The sequence below is a fragment of the Pseudofrankia coriaricola genome (assembly GCF_001854805.1).
Lineage (GTDB): Bacteria > Actinomycetota > Actinomycetes > Frankiales > Frankiaceae > Pseudofrankia.
The window spans coordinates 43,102-57,708 of sequence record NZ_MBLO01000034.1; the positions used below are offsets into that span (position 1 = coordinate 43,102).

The 14,607-nt window shown below is 71.0% G+C and carries 11 protein-coding genes; 6 read left to right on the forward strand and 5 right to left on the reverse strand.

Annotated elements, in window-relative coordinates; translation table 11 throughout:
- Positions 1 to 85 precede the first annotated feature (85 nt).
- On the forward strand, positions 86 to 1,471 hold the full coding sequence (locus tag BCD48_RS05995) for a glycine--tRNA ligase (RefSeq protein WP_071047295.1): 1,386 nt from the start codon (positions 86 to 88) through the stop codon (positions 1,469 to 1,471).
- 224 nt (positions 1,472 to 1,695) lie between these two features.
- On the opposite strand, the gene BCD48_RS06000 is transcribed toward BCD48_RS05995, so the two are convergent.
- Genes BCD48_RS06000 through BCD48_RS06010 form a run of 3 tightly spaced genes read right to left on the reverse strand, consistent with a single transcriptional unit; the run spans position 1,696 to position 5,214 of the window.
- Positions 1,696 to 2,448 carry a hypothetical protein gene (locus tag BCD48_RS06000; RefSeq protein ID WP_198543107.1) on the reverse strand — a complete coding sequence of 251 codons (753 nt, stop codon included), beginning with the start codon at positions 2,446 to 2,448 and terminating at the stop codon, positions 1,696 to 1,698.
- Complete coding sequence (locus BCD48_RS06005) at positions 2,435 to 4,102, reverse strand: VWA domain-containing protein (RefSeq protein ID WP_241841544.1); 1,668 nt, start codon at positions 4,100 to 4,102, stop codon at positions 2,435 to 2,437. The genes BCD48_RS06000 and BCD48_RS06005 overlap by 14 nt, the downstream gene beginning before the upstream one ends.
- Positions 4,099 to 5,214, reverse strand: coding sequence for a hypothetical protein (locus tag BCD48_RS06010; protein WP_071047297.1), 1,116 nt, complete (start codon positions 5,212 to 5,214; stop codon positions 4,099 to 4,101). Before BCD48_RS06010 ends, BCD48_RS06005 begins: the two co-directional genes overlap by 4 nt.
- A gap of 357 nt (positions 5,215 to 5,571) precedes the next feature.
- Between BCD48_RS06010 and BCD48_RS06015 the strand changes: the two genes are divergently transcribed.
- Together BCD48_RS06015 and BCD48_RS06020 are read left to right on the forward strand one after the other, a co-directional pair.
- Entirely contained in the window at positions 5,572 to 6,339 is a 768-nt protein-coding gene (locus tag BCD48_RS06015; protein WP_241841545.1) for a YdcF family protein, read from the forward strand.
- A 539-nt stretch (positions 6,340 to 6,878) separates the two neighbouring features.
- Positions 6,879 to 8,750: a transketolase gene (locus tag BCD48_RS06020; RefSeq protein ID WP_071047298.1), complete on the forward strand. Its 1,872-nt coding sequence runs from the start codon at positions 6,879 to 6,881 to the stop codon at positions 8,748 to 8,750.
- A 330-nt stretch (positions 8,751 to 9,080) separates the two neighbouring features.
- Here BCD48_RS06020 and BCD48_RS06025 read toward each other — a convergent pair whose 3' ends face one another.
- Both BCD48_RS06025 and BCD48_RS52050 read right to left on the reverse strand, forming a co-directional pair.
- Positions 9,081 to 9,617: a PH domain-containing protein gene (locus tag BCD48_RS06025; RefSeq protein ID WP_071047299.1), complete on the reverse strand. Its 537-nt coding sequence runs from the start codon at positions 9,615 to 9,617 to the stop codon at positions 9,081 to 9,083.
- A gap of 313 nt (positions 9,618 to 9,930) precedes the next feature.
- Positions 9,931 to 10,086: a hypothetical protein gene (locus BCD48_RS52050; RefSeq protein ID WP_007520190.1), complete on the reverse strand. Its 156-nt coding sequence runs from the start codon at positions 10,084 to 10,086 to the stop codon at positions 9,931 to 9,933.
- 108 nt (positions 10,087 to 10,194) lie between these two features.
- On the opposite strand from BCD48_RS52050, the gene BCD48_RS06030 reads away from it, so the two are divergent.
- The 3 genes from BCD48_RS06030 to BCD48_RS06040 form a co-directional block, all read left to right on the forward strand.
- A complete protein-coding gene (locus tag BCD48_RS06030) occupies positions 10,195 to 11,484 on the forward strand; it encodes a deoxyguanosinetriphosphate triphosphohydrolase (protein ID WP_071047300.1) in 1,290 nt (429 codons plus the stop codon).
- A gap of 358 nt (positions 11,485 to 11,842) precedes the next feature.
- Positions 11,843 to 13,774 carry a DNA primase gene (dnaG, locus tag BCD48_RS06035; protein WP_071047315.1) on the forward strand — a complete coding sequence of 644 codons (1,932 nt, stop codon included), beginning with the start codon at positions 11,843 to 11,845 and terminating at the stop codon, positions 13,772 to 13,774.
- A gap of 43 nt (positions 13,775 to 13,817) precedes the next feature.
- Positions 13,818 to 14,607, forward strand: a 790-nt coding sequence (locus BCD48_RS06040; RefSeq protein ID WP_071047301.1) for a sigma-70 family RNA polymerase sigma factor, incomplete at its 3' end; no start/stop codon positions are given.

A 14,607-nucleotide genomic window follows, 5' to 3' on the forward strand; every position in this document is an offset into this window, starting at 1 on the left:
CCGGGTGAGCGTCCGAGTCCGTAGGCTGGACCCCTGTACATCGCCTCGACGACGAGACGTCAGTGTGGTTAAGGAGCAGGGTCCCGTGGCAGGCACATCCGACCTGATGGACACCATCGTCAGTCTCTGCAAGCGGCGGGGACTCGTGTTCCCGTCGAGCGAGATCTACGGCGGTCTGCGTGCGTCCTGGGACTACGGGCCCCTCGGTGTCGAGCTGAAGAACAACGTCAAGCGCGCCTGGTGGAAGGCGGTCGTGCAGGGCCGCGAGGACGTCGTCGGCCTCGACTCGTGCGTCATCCTCGCGCGCGAGGTGTGGGAGACCTCCGGTCACGTCGAGGTCTTCACCGACCCGCTGACCGAGTGCACGAACTGCCACAAGCGCTACCGCGCCGACCACCTCGAGGAGGCGTTCGAGGCCAAGCACGGCCGCAAGCCGGCCGGCCTGTCCGAGGTCGTCTGCTCGAACTGCGGCACCCGTGGCAAGTTCACCGAGCCGAAGATGTTCAACGGCCTGCTCAAGACCTTCCTCGGCCCGGTCGAGGACGCCTCCGGCCTCGCCTACCTGCGCCCCGAGACCGCGCAGGGCATCTTCATCAACTACGCCAACGTCCAGTCGACGGCGCGGCGCAAACCGCCGTTCGGCATCGGGCAGATCGGCAAGTCGTTCCGCAACGAGATCACCCCGGGCAACTTCATCTTCCGGACCCGCGAGTTCGAGCAGATGGAGATGGAGTTCTTCGTGCCGCCGGGCGAGGACGAGACCTGGCACGAGTACTGGATCACCGAGCGGACCAAGTGGTACACCGAGCACGGCATGAAGCCGGACAACATCCGCCACTTCGAGCACGCGCGGGAGAAACTCGCCCACTACGCGAAGCGCACCGTCGACATCGAGTACCGGTTCAACTTCGCCGGCCTGGAGTGGGGTGAGCTGGAGGGCATCGCGAACCGCACCGACTTCGACCTGACCTCGCACGCGAAGGCCTCCGGCGCGGAGCTGTCCTACTTCGACCAGGCCACCGGCGTCCGCTACACCCCGTACGTCATCGAGCCGGCGGCCGGCGTCGACCGGGCCACGCTCGCCTTCCTGCTGGACGCCTACGACGAGGACGAGGCGCCGAACACGAAGGGCGGCGTCGACCGGCGCATCGTGCTGCGCCTCGACCCGCGGCTGGCCCCGGTGAAGGTCGCGGTGCTGCCGCTGTCCCGCCACGCCGACCTGTCGCCGATCGCCCGGGACCTCGCCGCCCAGCTGCGCCGGCACTGGAACGTCGAGTACGACGACTCGCAGGCCATCGGACGCCGCTACCGCCGCCAGGACGAGATCGGCACGCCGTACTGCGTCACCGTCGACTTCGACACGCTGACCGATGAGGCGGTGACGGTCCGCGAGCGTGACTCGATGGCCCAGCAGCGCGTCTCCCTCGACAAGGTCGTCACCTACCTGAACGCCCAGCTCGGCCCGATCTAGGTGCCCGGCCGCGCGGCGCCCGGCCGGGCGCCGGGCGGCCAGGCGTTGTCTCCCGTGTGTGCGATCCCGCAGACATTTGGGGGACACGACTGGGACATTCGGGGGACAAGTTTGCTACCGTCAAATGCAGCGGCGTCGACCGGAAGTACCCCCCGAGCTTCCGGACGGCGCCGTTCTTCATTGCCCGGACCGGCATCGCCAGGCCCGCGGCGTCTCCAGGTCCGTCATCCCGCCGAGCCGGGCGGAAAGGGCCTTGTCTCAGCGGCGTCGGCGCCGGGTGCTGGTGCTGGCGCGGGCCGGTCGGGGATCTCGAGGGCGTTCGGGCCGAACCGGTCGGCCAGGAAGCGTTCGTGGGCGAGCAGGCGGCTTGCCTCGCCGTTGCTCGCGTCCTCGGTGACCTCGCGGACGGCCCGCTCCAGCAGCGCGAGCTGGTCGAGCAGCACCTGCCGCGGCGTGCGTCCGTCGGGCAGGTGGTGTGTGCCGGCGAAGGTCCGCGGCAGGCCCAGGTAGGTGTTCAGCGCGGTCGGCAGGTAGTCGTCCACGAGCCGCTCGACGAGGTCGGCCTCCTGCGAGCCCCCGCGCAGCAGCTCCGGCCGGTCGAACAGCTCGTCGAGCGCGCCGGTGACCCGCTCGGTCGCGCGGATCACCTCCGTCGGGGCCCGGCCGATGAGCGAGCTGCGGTGTGCCCGGGCCGCCGCCCGCAGCCGTTCGACATCCACCCCGTCGTCGTCCTCGCCGAGGCCGCCCAGGGCACCGGGGCCGCTCGCGGCCCGGCGGGGGAACGCCAGCGCGCCCGCCCCGTAGAGCGCCGCGACGCCGAACGGCCACCAGGGCGCGGGGACGACCCCGACGACCCCGAGCACGACGCCGCCCAGCGCGCCGACGCACCCGAGGATGTTGCGGCCGGATCCGAGCCAGCCCATGGGGCCCCGGCCGGCGGCCCGGCGGTCCCGGTCGCGGTCCCTACTGGTAGCCACGGATCTCCCGGAATACGTCGGAGAGGGACACGCCCGGCGCGGTGGCGTCGAAGACCGCGCCGCCGGTGCTGGTGGCGATGGCGGTGAGCGCCTCGCGGTCCGCCTCGCCGAAGACGACCGCGAACGTGCGCACGGCGCGGGCTGTGGACGGCCGTGCGTCGTAACGGGAGGTGAACTCGTCGGCGTCGAGACCGCTGTTGGTCTCGCCGTCGGTCATCAGCACGATCGACGTCAGCGCGTTCGGGTCGTCCTTCATCGCCTGCGCCGCCTTGTCGTACGCGGCGTCGAGGGCGCTGTAGACGGCGGTGTTGCCATTGGCCCGTAGCGCCCCGGCGAAGTCGGTGATGGCGCGCAGGTCCGGCGAGCCGGGTCTGGGGTCGGTGATGGTGAAGTCGCGGGTGCCGGTCACCTTGCTGCTGAACGTGATCATGGTGACGTGCTCCCGGCCGCGGAACCGGGCGAACCGGCCGGCGAGGCTGTCGTCCGCCCCGGTCAGCCCGACGAGCGCCTGCTGGAGCGCGGCCAGCCGGGTGCCCTCCATGGAGCCCGACACGTCCAGTACGTAGATGGCGTGCGTGGGGCGCCGGTACTCGTCGAAGTAGGCGGCGAGCAGCTGGTCGGCGACCTGCTGGGTGGCCGGGAACGGCAGCTCGATCGGCGTGCCGGTGCCGAAGCGGGCGTCCAGCGGGACGCCGGGGACGGCGGGCCGGCGGCTGGTGTCGTTCTGGATGCGGCGCTGGGCCTCGGGGGAGCGCAGCCAGGTGACGACGCGGGTGTACTCGTCGCGCCGGTTGTCGGCGAGCAGCGCCATCGGGTAGTCGGCCGTGATGACGCCGTCGTGGGGGCGGATGATCGTGATCGGGCCGGCGGCGCCGGAGCGTTGCAGGGTGAGCAGCACCGACTCGTAGTTGATCATCGCGCCGACGCTGGCGGCGGGGGCCTTGACGAAGGCGTCGGTCAGCCAGCCGGAGCTGCCGGCGGTGAGCACCTGGCCGGAGAAGAAGCTCTTGAGCGGGGCCGCCTTGATGTCGGAGGCCTGCAGCGCGTCGCCGGTGCCGGCGAACGCCGCCGCCACCCCGACGAGCGCGGAGAAACCGGAGTTGGAGGCCGCCGGGTTGGTCATGGCGTAGGTGAGCTGGCCGGAGGAGACCTTCGCGGCGATGTCACCCCAGGTGACCTGCGCGTCGCCCGTCCAGCCGAACTCCTGCGCGAGCGGCGTCCGCACGCCGAGGACTACCGGGGAGAGCATCACCGGGGTGCGGACCAGTTCCTTGGCCGCGCCGCCGGGCAGGAGGCGCAGGTAGCGGTCGGAGGAGAACCACGCGGCGTCCGCGTCCGCGGTGCCGTGGAGGATCTTGTCCGCGCCGTCGAGGGTGCCGGTGTAGCTCAGCGTGACGCTGATGCCCGTCGCCGTCTTCAGGTCGGGCAGCAGCGGTTCGAGGTCCTTCAGCTCGGAACCAGCGAGGATGCGCAACGTTCCCGGCTTGCTGGGCGGCGGGGGCGACGAGGTGCTGGTGTCCGGGCCGCCCGAGCCGCCGTCGGTACAGCCGACGAGCAGCGTGACCGCCGTGACGAGCGCTCCGAGCGCGCCAAGCGCGCCGCCCGACCGCCGCTGCCGGCCGCGCCGGGACTCCGAGGTGATTCCGCGGCTCATCCGTAGGCCTCGTCGATCTTCTTGATCATCAATTCGGAGATCTTCTGGATGGGCGGCTCGACGACATTGGCCAGTTGCGGCGGCGGCGCGACGCCGCCGTCGCCCGAGTTGCCGGCTGGCTGGGTGGCGTTGGAGGTGCGGAAGCCGTTGTGAACGGCGAGCCGCTGCAGCTCCGGGTCGGTGGCCAGCAGCTTCGCGACGGCGTCGCCCTTGTCGTTCAGGGGGACCGCGGTGTGCTTCGCGTAGATCGTCGGGCTCGGGTACACCAGCACTCGGCCGTCCTTGATCGAGCCGTCGCCCGCGATCTGGCGCGCTCGGAACTGCGACTCGTAGATCATGACCATCGGCGTCTTGGTGATCCCGATCGACAGGTAGTCGTTGAACGGCCCCTCCGTGGACGGGTCCGTGAAGCCCTGATGGGTGAACAACTTGGCAAGCTTGGGACCCAGCTTCTCCGCCGTCTCCGAGTCGCTCACGACCTGGTTGCCGTTCTCGACGTAGGAGGCAATCGCCAGGTAGACGGCCGCCGAGTTCGAGGTGCGGACGTCCGTCGACTTGATGAGCACCGACCCAGAGTTCTGGTAGTCAGGGTTGTCCTTGAGCTGCGACCAGCGTTTGTCCGCGGCGACCAGGTCGAGGTAGCCGCGCATGTCGAAGTAGGAGACGTTTCCGTCGGCCTTGATGACCCCCTCGGCGGTGAGGGGCTTCACGATCTTCGTGAAGGTCGCGATCGCGATCGGCGTGAAGAACAGCACGTACTGCGGGCGGGTGATCGCCTTGTCGTGCTTGATCTGGTCGGCCTGCGGGGAGTTCGACGGGAGCGCGATGTCGTAGTCGTCCAACGTGCGCGAGACGATCTCGCGTGAGCCCGCAGTGTCGACCCGCAGCCGGTACCCAAGCTCCTCGAGGCGCTTGGTGACGTCCGGGTCGGTGAGGTAGGCCTGTGTCTCCGAGCCGGCCAGGATGCGGATGTCGGTGAGCTTGCCGCCCTGCCCGCCGCCGTCGTTGCCGCCGGTGAGCCGGGGGATGACCGCGAGCCCCACCACTCCGAACACCAGCAGCACGGCGAGGATCGGACCTACGACGCGGCCGCTGCCGCGACCAGTGGCCACCTGCCGGCCTCCTCTGTTGTCTGCGTGTCGGGTCCTCGCGGCGGATCGCCCCGTAGGACCGTTTCGCGGCGCATCGTGGCAAACATCGGGCCGCCGCGCATGTCACGGGGGCGACTGCCGATGGCCTTGTCATGTGATGTTCATCTTCGGTTCAGTGGATCACCCGGCTGGCGGGAGCCGTCCCGCCGGGGCCCACTTCCGGGCGCGATCACGCCTGTCCCTGGGCGTGATCCGCGGCGGACGGGGAATGCAGAGCAGCATGGACCATCCGGACGCGAGGCACAGTCGCGGGCTGAGCGGGTGTCCCACGCAAAGCGGTGTAAGTCCGGCCGATAGGGTCTGCGGCGGAGGAGTCCAGTGATCCGAACCCTTGGCCGCCGCGCGATGGGCAGGATGCCGGCCGCGAGCGCCGAGCCGCCCACGGCCCCGGTGCCGGCCACGCCAGCACCGGCGTCCACCCCGCGCCGCCGGCCGGGTCTGCTGCGCGGGCTGCGCGCGCCCTGGTGGCTGTGGCTGGCGCGTGGTGTGCTCGCTCTCCTGGCCGGGGTGATCGTTTTCGCCCTGGTCACGATCGGGCAGGTGTGGTGGGTCGGCAGCCAGGACCACCGGCCCCGTTCGGACGCCCTGGTCGTGCTCGGTGCGTCGCAGTACAACGGCCGGCCGTCGGCGGTCTTCGCGGCCCGGCTCGACCATGCCGCCGAGCTCTACCGCGCGGGCGTCGCCCCACTGGTGATCACCGTGGGAGGGCGGATCCCAGGTGACCCGTTCTCCGAGGCTGGCGTCGGCGCGTCCTACCTCGTCAAGCAGGGCGTACCAGCCTCGGCGGTACTGGCGGTGCCGGAGGGACGGGACACCCTCCAGTCGCTGGTCGCCGTCGCGGGGGAGATGAACACGCGGTCACTGCGCAGCGCGGTGGTCGTCACCGATCGGTGGCACTGCCTGCGCTCGGTGGCCATGGCCCGCGACCTGGGCCTGAAGGCGACCACCTCGCCGACCCGGACTGGTCCGGCGAACCGGGGGTGGGACACCCAGGCCCGCTACATCGTGCGGGAGGCGATCGGATACCGCTTCTACCAGCTGTTTCACCGCGCAACCCCGTCCGGCGCCAGCCACCCCGCCGTCTAGAGGGCCAAAGGGTGCGCGAAAATGATCTTCCTTCGCACACCCGGCGGCCGTTGTCCCCAGGATCACTAACGGCTCCTGAGCCCGCGCGTCCGCAATCCGCACGAGGTAGCGGACCTGAGTGTCCCCGTGGCCCGCGCTTTTCGTGGTGTTCACCCCAGCCGGGGAGCTTCGGTCGTGGCCAGTTTGCTGTTTGCTCCAACAAACTTCGCGTGAGGTCTGTCGTGGCCGTCTGGCGATGTGGTTCGCTGGTCAGGGCGCGGTGTCCGCTGGCGACGCGACTCTGGCCGGCCAGTGGCTGGTGGCCGGAACTGATGCCCGCGCCCGACGCGGCGTATCTGGGCGGCGGGCGGTGCGCGACTGTTCTCGTCGCGCCGCTGAAGGCTGCCGGAACTCGGGATGTGACGCACATCCCCGTGGCCTGGCGGGCATAGAGGCCACCGGCCGCGCTGGTACGGTTCGGAACGCTTAGACGCCGGGTAGTGCGACGACGGGCGGGTCGATGTGGACCTGCCGCCGGCGTCGCTATGGAGGAGGCAGGCGTGGCAAGTCCCGTGTCCGAAGCGGTGGGCGTGGCCGACCTGGAAACGGTTCGCGAACTCGCTCAACAGCTGAGGGTCGACTCGATCCGGTCCAGCACGTCGGCGGGTTCCGGGCACCCTACGTCGTCGATGTCGGCCGCAGACCTGCTGGCCGTGCTGGTCGCCCGTCACCTGCGCTACGACTGGGACAACCCGGGCGACCCGGCGAACGATCATCTGATCTTCTCGAAGGGGCACGCGTCCCCGCTGCTCTACTCCGTCTACAAGGCCGTCGGCGTCGTCACCGACGAGGAGCTGATGACCGGCTACCGCCGGTTCGGCCAGCGGCTGCAGGGCCACCCGACGCCGGTGCTGCCCTGGGTGGACGTGGCGACGGGCTCGCTCGGCCAGGGCCTGCCCGACGCGGTCGGCGTCGCGATCGCCGGCAAGTACCTCGACAAGAGCCCCTACCGGGTCTGGGTCCTCTGCGGTGACAGCGAGATGGCCGAGGGCTCGATGTGGGAGGCCTTCGACAAGGCCTCCGTCTACGAGCTGTCGAACCTGGTCGCGATCATCGACGTCAACCGGCTCGGCCAGCGCGGCCCGACCGAGCTCGGCTGGGACCTGGCGACCTACGCCCAGCGGGTGAGCGCCTTCGGTATCAAGACGATCGAGATCGACGGTCACGACATCGACGCGATCGACGCGGCGCTCACCGAGGCCGACGGATACAACGGCCCGGTGGCGATCATCGCCCGCACCATCAAGGGCGACGGGTTCAGCGAGATCGCCGACCACGAGGGCTGGCACGGCAAGCCGCTGCCGGCCGACATGGCCGAGCGCGCCATCGCCGAGCTCGGTGGCGAGCGCAACCTGCGCGTGCGCGGCCCGGTGCCCGGGCAGTCGCTGCCGCGGCCGGCGGCGCGGGCCGACGTGCGGGTCACGCTGCCGACATGGGAGATCGGCACCAAGGTGGCCACCCGAAAGGCCTATGGCGAGGCGCTGGCGGCCGTCGGCGCGCGCGGCGACGTCGTCGCCCTGGACGCCGAGGTGAGCAACTCGACGCACGCCGAGGACTTCAAGAAGGCCCACCCCGAGCGGTTCTTCGAGATGTTCATCGCCGAGCAGCAGATGGTCGCCGCCGCGGTGGGCCTCCAGGTGCGCGGCTACGTGCCGTTCGCGTCCACCTTCGCGGCGTTCTTCTCGCGCGCGTACGACTTCATCCGGATGGCCGCGGTCTCGCATGCCGACATCCGGCTCTCCGGCTCGCACGCCGGTGTGGAGATCGGCGCCGACGGGCCGTCGCAGATGGCGCTGGAGGACCTGGCGATGATGCGGGCGATCGGCGGGTCGACCGTGCTCTACCCGAGCGACGCGACCAGCACGGCCAAGCTCGTCGCCGYGATGGCGGACCTCGACGGCGTCAGCTATATGCGCACCACCCGAGGCGCCTACCCGGTGCTCTATGGGCCGGACGAGCCGTTCGCGCCCGGCGGCTCCAAGGTGCTGCGCAGCTCGGACGCCGACGTGGTCACGCTCATCGGCGCGGGCGTCACCCTGTACCAGGCACTCGCCGCCGCGGACGCGCTCGCCGCGGACGGCATCGCCGCCCGGGTGATCGACCTGTACTCGATCAAGCCGGTCGACAAGGCGACGCTGGTGGAGGCGGCGAACGCGACCGCCGGACGGATCGTCGTCGCCGAGGACCACTGGCCGCAGGGCGGGATCGGCGGCGCGGTGCTCGAGGCACTCGGCGACGGGAGCGCCCCGCTGCGGCTGAGCCACCTGGCCGTGCGCGAGCTGCCCGGCTCCGGCACCTCGGAGGAGCTGCTCGACTTCGCCGGCATCTCCGCCAAGCACATCGCGGAGGCCGCCCGAGCCCTGCTGGCCTAGCAAACGCCCCCTGTGATTCGGCGGCCCCCGTCACGAGCTCTCGCGGCGGGGGCCGAAATCGTCTTGGCGAGCAATGTCCGTAACCCAGACACAGAAGGCGACCGCGCATCAGCGCAGTGCCAACCCAACCACGTCGTCAGGCCGGCGCCAGTCCAGCCACCGTCATATGCCGGGGCCCGGAACCACATGGCGAGCAGGGTTCCTGCCGGATCGCGAAGCCGGGGTCCCTGCCGGATCGCGAAGCGATCTGGGAGGTCTGCTGGGAGGTTAGGCTCAGCGCCCGAGGGCGCCGCCCGGTGCCGGGCGCGGAGCGTCCGGCACGGGAGCGCCTTAGTCGTCCTCGGCGGGCTTTGGGCCGCCGCCGAAGGTCATGTCGAGCAGGGTGATGTAGAGCTGGTCCGGCTTGGGGATGTAGGGCAGCCTGTTCAGTGCCTGGTCCTGGCCGGCGGACTCGACCTTGAACTCCCCGTAGCCGAGCACGCGGCCCAGCGGGTCCCGGGTGTAGGTCATATCGGTGATCTTGCTGAGCGGCATCGTCTGGGCCTTGCGCACGAAGACCCCGGACACCTTCAGCAGCCGCTTGTCCGTGATCATCAGGTGGTCCATGTGCCAGTCCGTGATCCGCCAGAGGGCGCGCAGGATCATGAACAGCGCGAAGTACCACAGCAGCGTGGTGATGAACGTGCCGCCGCCGCGGACCGCCAGGAAGATGTTGACCGCGAGCGCGAGCGCGATGGCGCCGGCGGTCTCGGCGCAGACGCGCAGCAGGATGGCCCAGTGCAGCCGGACCATCGAAACGAGCCGCTCCTGGGAGGCCAGGTACTTCAGGTCGCGGTTTGCGGGGTCAGGAAGGCGGAGTCTCACCACAGCGGCAGTGTCCCAGACAGATCAGGATGTAGGAGCGGGATTGCGGCGCGATCCCGGTGGCGAAGCCACGGCGTCGCCCTGGTGACGTCCCCGGCCGGCCCGGCCGGGCCGCGAGCCTTCGCTCGCACCCACGGTCCCTGCCGAGCGGGGCAGGCCGGTGGTGCCTGACGCGCGGCGCCAGCCGCCGCGCGCCTCAGCTGACGTCATCGATCAGTCTGGCCAGACCGCCAGCCTGCGCCCACACCCCACCCCCGCCGTCCATACCCGGCCCGACTGGCTCGACAGGCGGGGGAGTACCGGCGCCTGGCGCTGGTCACAGGGCGGTCTGGGTGACGAAGTCGGACACACCGTTGCCGATGGATTGAAGCCCGTCGATGCCCTTGGAGATGATGCTCGCCGCACTGTCCGGCTGGGTCACCACGAAGAACAGCACGAAGGCAATGATCAAATACTTGACGATGTTGTTCACGGCGGGCCTCCGGGCCGAGTGCTAGGGGGTGCGGCACAAAGTATGGTCGCTGCGTCGACCCCAGGTAGCGGGTTCCTCTCGAAATGCTCAGCCGGCGAGGTTGGATCCATGGTGACCTGGTATGACGACGCGGACGTACAACGTCGACTGGACGAGCGCCCGAAGGCTACACCGGACGATCGGGGTGCCTTCGCCCGGGATCGTGCCCGTGTACTGCATTCGAGTGCTTTGCGGCGACTTGCCGCAAAAACGCAGGTCATGGGGCCTCTGGACGATGACTTCCCCCGCACCCGGCTCACGCACTCTCTGGAAACGGCGCAGATTGGCCGGGAACTAGCTGCGACAATCGGGGCGGACCCCGATCTGGTCGACGCCGCCTGCCTTGCGCATGACCTTGGTCACCCTCCCTTCGGTCACAACGGCGAGCGGGCGCTCAACGTCGCCGCGGCGGCCTGCGGCGGGTTCGAGGGCAACGCACAGAGTTTCCGCGAGCTGACGAGGCTCGAGGCGAAGACCGTCGACGAGACCGGAGCACCTGGCGGGCTGAACCTGACCAGGGCCACCCTCGACGCGACGCTGAAGTACCCCTGGCCGCGGCCTGAGAGCGCCACCGGCGTGGTGGGCTCCGGCTGCGACCAGCCGGACCTGGCCGCGCGCAAGTACGGCGTCTACGACGACGACCTGGCGGCGTTCCACTGGACCCGCGCTGGCGCCCCCGAGAGCCGGCGCAGCCTGGAAGCGCAGATCATGGACTGGGCCGACGATGTCGCCTACTCCGTGCACGACCTCGAGGACGGCGTCGTCGGCGGCCTGGTGGACCTCTCGGCGATCCTCGCGCCGGCCGGGCGGGCCGAGCTCGCCGACTACACGGCCGGCCTCTACGGCGCCGACACGGCGGCGATCGCCGAGGCGCTGGCGCGGCTGGCCGCTCAGCCCTGGTGGGGCGCGCCCAGTCCCACGTCCGCCGCCGGCCTCGCCGCGCTGCGCACGATGACAAGCGAGCTGGTGGCCCGCTTCGCCGCCGCCGCCCACACCGCGACCAGGGAGCGTTTCGGCGGCGGGCCGCTGCGCCGCTACCAGGCGGATCTGGTCGTCCCCGCGGACATCCGCGCCGAGTGCCTGGCGCTGAAGGGAGTGGCCTGGTACTTCGTCATCGGCCTGCGCTCCGGGGACGCGCGGCGCGCGCGCCAGCGCGAGGTGATCGCCGAGCTCGTCGAGCTCGTCGCCGCGGGTGCGCCCGGCACCCTGGAGCCACTCCTGCGCCCGGGCTGGGGGGCGGCCCCCGACGACCCGTCGCGGTTGCGTATCGTAATCGACCAGGTGGCCCGCTTCACCGACGCGAGCGCCGGCCGGCTGCACGCCCAGCTGCTCGGCCGTCCGCTCCCCCGCGTGCTGTGAGGCCTGGATGCCTCTCCCGTCCGAGGAGACGTTCAGCGCCCGGCGGGTGGCTGTCGTGAAGGTGACGGAGCGCCCCTCACGACAGCCACCGTTCTGGCATGATCGGTACCGTCGCGTTCGCGACAAGTACCATCGGCGCGTAGGGGTTGTGTGGGCGGCACTTGTGTGGGCGGCGACCATGTGCGCCGTTGTGCTGTGCCCGGGTGGTGGTTGATGTGCTGGGCGAGCGCGTCAGGTTCTCATGCCTGGCGGGCGCCCGTCTCGCCTCCTCGGCGTCGGCACGCGGCGGGTCCTCGCCGTCGACCGAGCCCGCTCGTCGACTGACCTGGCACGGGCCGGACGCACAGGGGAGGGACCGTTGACCGGACGCATCCCCGATGAGGCCATCGCCCTCGTCCGCGAGCGGGCCCGGATCGAGGACGTCATCGGCGAGCACGTCCAGCTGCGCCCGGCCGGCAGCGGCAACCTGCGCGGGCTGTGCCCGTTCCACGAGGAGAAGACGCCCTCGTTCAACGTCAAGCCGTCGACCGGGGTCTACTACTGCTTCGGCTGCCAGCAGGGCGGCGACGTCATCGGCTTCGTCCGCGCGATCGACGGGCTGACCTTCCCGGAGGCCGTCGAGCGGCTCGCCCGCAAGGCCGGCGTCACCATCACCTACGAGGGCGGCGGCACCACCAGCCGCTCGGTCGTCAGCCAGCGCCATCGCCTCCTGGAAGCCCACCGCGTCGCCGCCCAGTTCTACGCCGAGCAGCTGTCCACCGCCGCGTCGGCCCGCGCGGGCTGGGACTTCCTCGCCGCCCGCGGCTTCGACGCCGACGTCGCGGCCCACTTCGGTGTCGGCTACGCCCCGCAGGGGTGGAAGGAGCTGACCCGCCACCTGCTCGCCCGCCGGTTCACCCCGGAGGAGCTGGAGCTCGGCGGGCTGGCCAAGCGGGGTGCCCGCGGCGAGCTGGTCGACCGGTTCCGCCACCGGCTCGTCTGGCCGATCCGCGACCTGTCCGGCGAGGTCGTCGGCTTCGGCGGGCGCAGGCTCGCGGACGACGACGAGAAGGCCGGGCCCAAGTACCTCAACAGCCCCGAGACGCCGCTGTTCAAGAAGGCGCACCTGCTCTACGGCGCCGACCTCGCCCGCCGGGAGATCGCCCGCCGCTACCAGGTCGTCGTCGTCGAGGGCTACACCGACGTGATGGCCTGCCATCTCGCCGGCGTCGCCACGGCCGTCGCGACCTGCGGCACGGCGTTCGGGTCGGACCACGTCGGCACCGTCCGCCGGCTGCTGATGGACTCCGACGCCCAGCGCGGTGAGGTGATCTTCGCCTTCGACGGCGACGCGGCCGGCCAGAAGGCGGCGATGCGCGCCTTCGAGCACGAGGAGCGCTTCGTCGCCCAGACCTACGTCGCCGTCGAGCCGTCCGGGCTCGACCCGTGCGACCTGCGGCTGGCCCGCGGCGACGCGGCGGTGCGCGAGCTCGTCGCGAGCCGGGTGCCACTGGTCGAGTTCGCGCTGCGGCAGGTGCTCGGCCGCCACGACCTCGACAGCATCGAGGGCCGGGTCGCGGCGCTCGACGCCGCCGCCCCGATCGTCAACCGGATCAAGGACTGGTCGCTGCGGCAGCGCTACGCCATCCAGCTCGACCGGTGGACGGGCTTCAACGACGAGGAGTTCGTGCTGCGCCGCGTCACCGAGCATCCGTCGGCGCCGATGCTCGACGGCCCGCCCGTCCGGCGCGGCGGAAAGGGCGCAGGCCCGGCCGGCTCGCCCGCGGCCCAGCGGGGCGCCCGCGGCGGCGCGGCCGGCGGCCCGGACGACCCCGCGGTGATCGTCGAACGGGAGACGCTCAAGATCGCCCTGCAGTGCCCCGGGCTCGCCGGGCCGATGTTCGACGAGCTCGACGCCGAGGTGTTCACCGTGCCCGAGCACCGCGCGGTGCTCGGGGCGATCGCCGCCGCCGGCGGCGTGTCCGCCGGGCTCGCCGCCGCCGGTGACGTGGCGACCTGGGTCGGCATGGTCGTCGCCGCGACTCCGCACGACTCCGTCGCGCGGCTGGTCACGGCGCTGGCGGTCGAGTCGATGCTGGTCGATCACGAGGTCGACGACGGCTACGTCGCCGCTCAGCTCGCGCGGGTGCAGGAAGCCGCCGTCGACCGCCGGATCAACGAGGTGAAGTCGCGGGTCCAGCGGCTGAACCCGGTGACCGACCCCGAAGCGTTCAACCAGGCGTTCGGCGAGCTCATAGCGCTCGAACAGTACAAGAAGGAGCTCCGGGGACGAGGCAGCGGTGCCACGTGACCTGGGTCGATCCCGCCGAGAAGGAAGTGACGAGATTCCGCCCATGCGCACCCAGACCGTCCTGCCGCGAGTAGCCCAGGTCGACGAGGTCAAGGACCTCGTCGCCCGGGGCAAGGAGATCGGCTTTCTCACCACCGACGACGTCACGGTGGCGATCCAGGCCGCCGAGCTGCCACAGGAGCAGGCCGAGCAGGTGATGACGCTCCTGAACGACGAGGGAATCGAGATCCTCGACCCTCGCTCTGACTCCGGCGAGGCCGCTGACACGCTCGCTCGCCGCCGCCGCGAGGAGGCGGACCTCGCCGCCAAGGCGCCCACGTCCGACCCGGTGCGGATGTACCTCAAGGAGATCGGCAAGGTCCCGCTGCTGACCGCCGCGGAGGAGGTCGACCTCGCCAAGCGGATCGAGGCCGGCCTGTTCGCGACCGAGAAGCTCGGCGAGGCGCGGCGGGTGACCGTCGCGCTGCGCGTCGACCTGGAGGCGGTCGCCCGCGACGGCGACGTCGCCAAGCGCAAGCTCGTCGAGGCGAACCTGCGGCTGGTGGTCTCCATCGCCAAGCGGTACGTCGGCCGGGGGATGCTGTTCCTGGACCTGATCCAGGAGGGGAACCTGGGCCTGATCCGGGCGGTCGAGAAGTTCGACTACACCAAGGGCTACAAGTTCTCGACGTATGCGACGTGGTGGATCCGGCAGGCGATCACGCGGGCGATCGCGGATCAGGCGCGGACGATCCGGATCCCGGTCCACATGGTCGAGACGATCAACAAGCTGATCCGGATCCAGCGGCAGCTCCTGCAGGACCTGGGCCGTGAGCCCACCCCGGAGGAGATCG

Bases quoted from the DNA above. Each gene is read 5' to 3' on its own strand.
- BCD48_RS06005 (WP_241841544.1), bottom strand. From the start codon at position 4,102: ATGAGCCGCGGAATCACCTCGGAGTCCCGGCGCGGCCGGCAGCGGCGG.
- BCD48_RS06030 (WP_071047300.1), top strand. From the start codon at position 10,195: ATGGTGACCTGGTATGACGACGCGGACGTACAACGTCGACTGGACGAG.